Consider the following 2,552-nt stretch of genomic DNA (forward strand, 5'->3'; position numbering starts at 1 on the left):
GAACAGGACAGTCCAGGAGATGATTGAGGACCTTATCTTAATAGGGCTAGCCTTGGACCTGAAAAATCACACTGTCTTGGGTGTACAGTACTCTGACTATCTGAAGGAAAAGTATCAGTACGACCCCCAGCGACGGTGGAAGGTCTAGGTAAAGGAGCTGGATTGCTTGACTCAACAGCAACCTATCGTCATCAAGGGCAGACTGGCTAAACGAATCTATCAGCAAATCCTAAAGCATGACAAAAGCATGCAATGGCATAACGACGGGACCGCAAAGAACCCGATATTGCGGATAGAAGAGTGGTAGAGGATGACAGAACTCCCCCTCTTCACCATAACTGACCCCAAATCTGCCCGGCTTCTGGCTGCTGCTCTAGATTCAGAGTACGGTATAAGCTACATTACAAACTTTGGTAAGGACGGAAAGCCTTCCAGTGTGGAAATCCTTCTGGACGTGTATAACGAAAAGGATGCAGAACTAATGGAGGCGTACAAGCAATAATGCCAGCCAAAGTCATAGAGTATGGGGCAAACAAGCCCCTCCGCATTTCTCTACCTGACAAGTACTGGAGCGTCCTGTGGGATATGTCACAGATGGAAGGAAGAGACGTGGAAGAACTAGCCACTGAAAGACTGAAGCAAATCATCAGTGAAGACGTGATACATGATTGCGATGAGGGCTATTATGGCAAGATGCTGCTCAAGGGCTGGAAGGAAACGCTAAAGGACGACCCGTACTTCAAGAGCATAACTGGTAGTTAGGAAGGATAGCTTAAAAAATGACAAACACCATCACTAATAGCAGCACAATGAAGGCAACCACTACTGAAGCAATGTTTCTAGTAATTTCCGCACAAAACGTTTCGTTCCCTAAATCCGACATCGAAAAACCTTTTCTTTAACCGCCGGCAACGAGTATATAGCGCGTTGCTCGGGGGAGCTCAGTCTATACTTTGAGTGCTGGTACAATGCCGCCAGTGGCCGTCTATGGCCTAAGTACCGAGGGGTATAGGATAGCTTCTCTGATAGCGATAAAAGGCGCCAAGGTTTCACTCATCGACGAATCCCTGCGCACCGCAATCTCGCTAAAGGCAGACATCGCCCGCACGTACCCAAACGTCAGCTCGCTCATGGAAGACGAGCCGCTGCTCGGGCTTGAGCCGATGGACGTGGCAGTCGGCAACGCGGCATACCTGTTCTTTGCGCCCCGCGTACGCAAGATAGGCACCGACGTCAAGGCCGACGTTTCTGCAAAATTCAAAGACGCCGTCAAGGCGCTGAAGAAAGGATCGTCAGTAATCTACATGCTGCCGGCCGGCATGGGGGGCAACAACGAAAACATTGCTCTCATAGAGCACGTCACCGGCATGTCGTCGGCCGAACAGGACTTCTCTTACTATTACATGCCGTCGAGCATGCTTGCCGCCGGCTCTGAAACAACAGTTGGATCGGTGCGCGGCCGGCAGGACAACAACCTTGCAAAAATGTTGCAAGACGACAGCAGGCGCAAGGTGTCGTTTGTGGACGTCAACTCGGCCGAGCTCGTGCACGTCATCCGCACTCTTTCGCACTATTCCGGCATGGCAAGCATCCTTGAGGTCTGCAAAAAGGCAGCCGACAGCCAGGTACCTGCAAATGAACTCATGCACGGCACGTTTTCAGACCTGTACGTCGACGACGTGACTGCCGGCCTCTATGATCTGCGCATCATCGGCGCGTCGCTTGACGGCGCCGGCCCGCTCATGTACCTCGTCAACGGGAGCGTGAGGGGAATCGAAGGCTATGTCAAGCATTTGATAGATCAGATCAGAGGCACGCTCAAAAAGCGCGACCTGAAGGCCAGCAGGACCAAAGTCGCCATAGCGTGGACGCTTGACCCGCACGAGATGAGGGGCGACAAGATGGACCTCCTGTCTGCCCTTGAAACCAAGGTGCGCGACTATATCGGCGACGTCGAGCGCCACCAGGGCCCGACGTTTGACCTTTACCACACCGACAAGACGACTGTCGTCATCGCATGCTCAAAGGCCGACTTTGAAAAGGTGGCTTCCAAGAACGCCAAAAGCGACGACCTGATAATCATAAAGGCAAACCCGCTCTGCGAGACCGTGCAGGAATAAATACCGTGGATCTGTAAAAGCCGCCGTGGGAAAAGCCCGGGCGGTAATCGTCGTCTCGACGTTTTCCGGCGAAGTGCTTGCGGCAGACATTGGCAAAAAGATGGTCGACCTGGGGCTGTGCGCCTGCGTCAACTTTACCAAGGTGCGCTCCATCTACACGTGGAAGGGCAAGGTGGAAGACCACGAAGAATACATTGCATTTTTCAAGACTACCCGGTGGTCTGCCAAGGCGCTGAAAGAGGCGCTGGCAAAGGCCCATCCCTACGAGGTGCCAGAGATTATTGAACTAAAGTTGAGCGACGTGTCCAAGCCCTACCTCTCGTGGCTTGAAAGCTCAGCGGAGCGCGTAGCGAAGAAGCGCGACCATGCCGCCAAGCGATGACACGCGCAGGCCCATGTCTGTAGACGAGTCGACCGCGTACGTCCTTGCAC

Annotated in this window: 4 protein-coding genes; all 4 read left to right on the forward strand. The window is 53.1% G+C overall.

From position 1 onward, the window contains the following. Nucleotides 1-310 precede the first annotated feature (310 nt). The 4 genes from ACREAY_RS11295 to cutA all read left to right on the forward strand — a co-directional run bounded on the left by ACREAY_RS11295 (nucleotide 311) and on the right by cutA (nucleotide 2,502). Nucleotides 311-502, forward strand: a complete 192-nt coding sequence (locus tag ACREAY_RS11295; protein ID WP_431755872.1) for a hypothetical protein — start codon at nucleotides 311-313, stop codon at nucleotides 500-502. Next, complete coding sequence (locus ACREAY_RS11300; protein WP_431755873.1) at nucleotides 502-762, forward strand: hypothetical protein; 261 nt, start codon at nucleotides 502-504, stop codon at nucleotides 760-762. The genes ACREAY_RS11295 and ACREAY_RS11300 overlap by 1 nt, the downstream gene beginning before the upstream one ends. A 191-nt stretch (nucleotides 763-953) precedes the next feature. Further along, on the forward strand, nucleotides 954-2,120 hold the full coding sequence (locus tag ACREAY_RS11305) for a hypothetical protein (RefSeq protein WP_431755874.1): 1,167 nt from the start codon (nucleotides 954-956) through the stop codon (nucleotides 2,118-2,120). A 25-nt stretch (nucleotides 2,121-2,145) separates the two neighbouring features. Next, nucleotides 2,146-2,502, forward strand: a complete 357-nt coding sequence (cutA, locus tag ACREAY_RS11310; RefSeq protein WP_431755875.1) for a divalent cation tolerance protein CutA — start codon at nucleotides 2,146-2,148, stop codon at nucleotides 2,500-2,502. Nucleotides 2,503-2,552: the final 50 nt, after the last annotated feature.

The organism is Nitrososphaera sp., assembly GCF_050748925.1.
Classification (GTDB): Archaea; Thermoproteota; Nitrososphaeria; order Nitrososphaerales; family Nitrososphaeraceae; genus Nitrososphaera.

Bases quoted from the DNA above. Each gene is read 5' to 3' on its own strand.
- ACREAY_RS11295 (WP_431755872.1), top strand. From the start codon at position 311: ATGACAGAACTCCCCCTCTTCACCATAACTGACCCCAAATCTGCCCGG.
- ACREAY_RS11300 (WP_431755873.1), top strand. From the start codon at position 502: ATGCCAGCCAAAGTCATAGAGTATGGGGCAAACAAGCCCCTCCGCATT.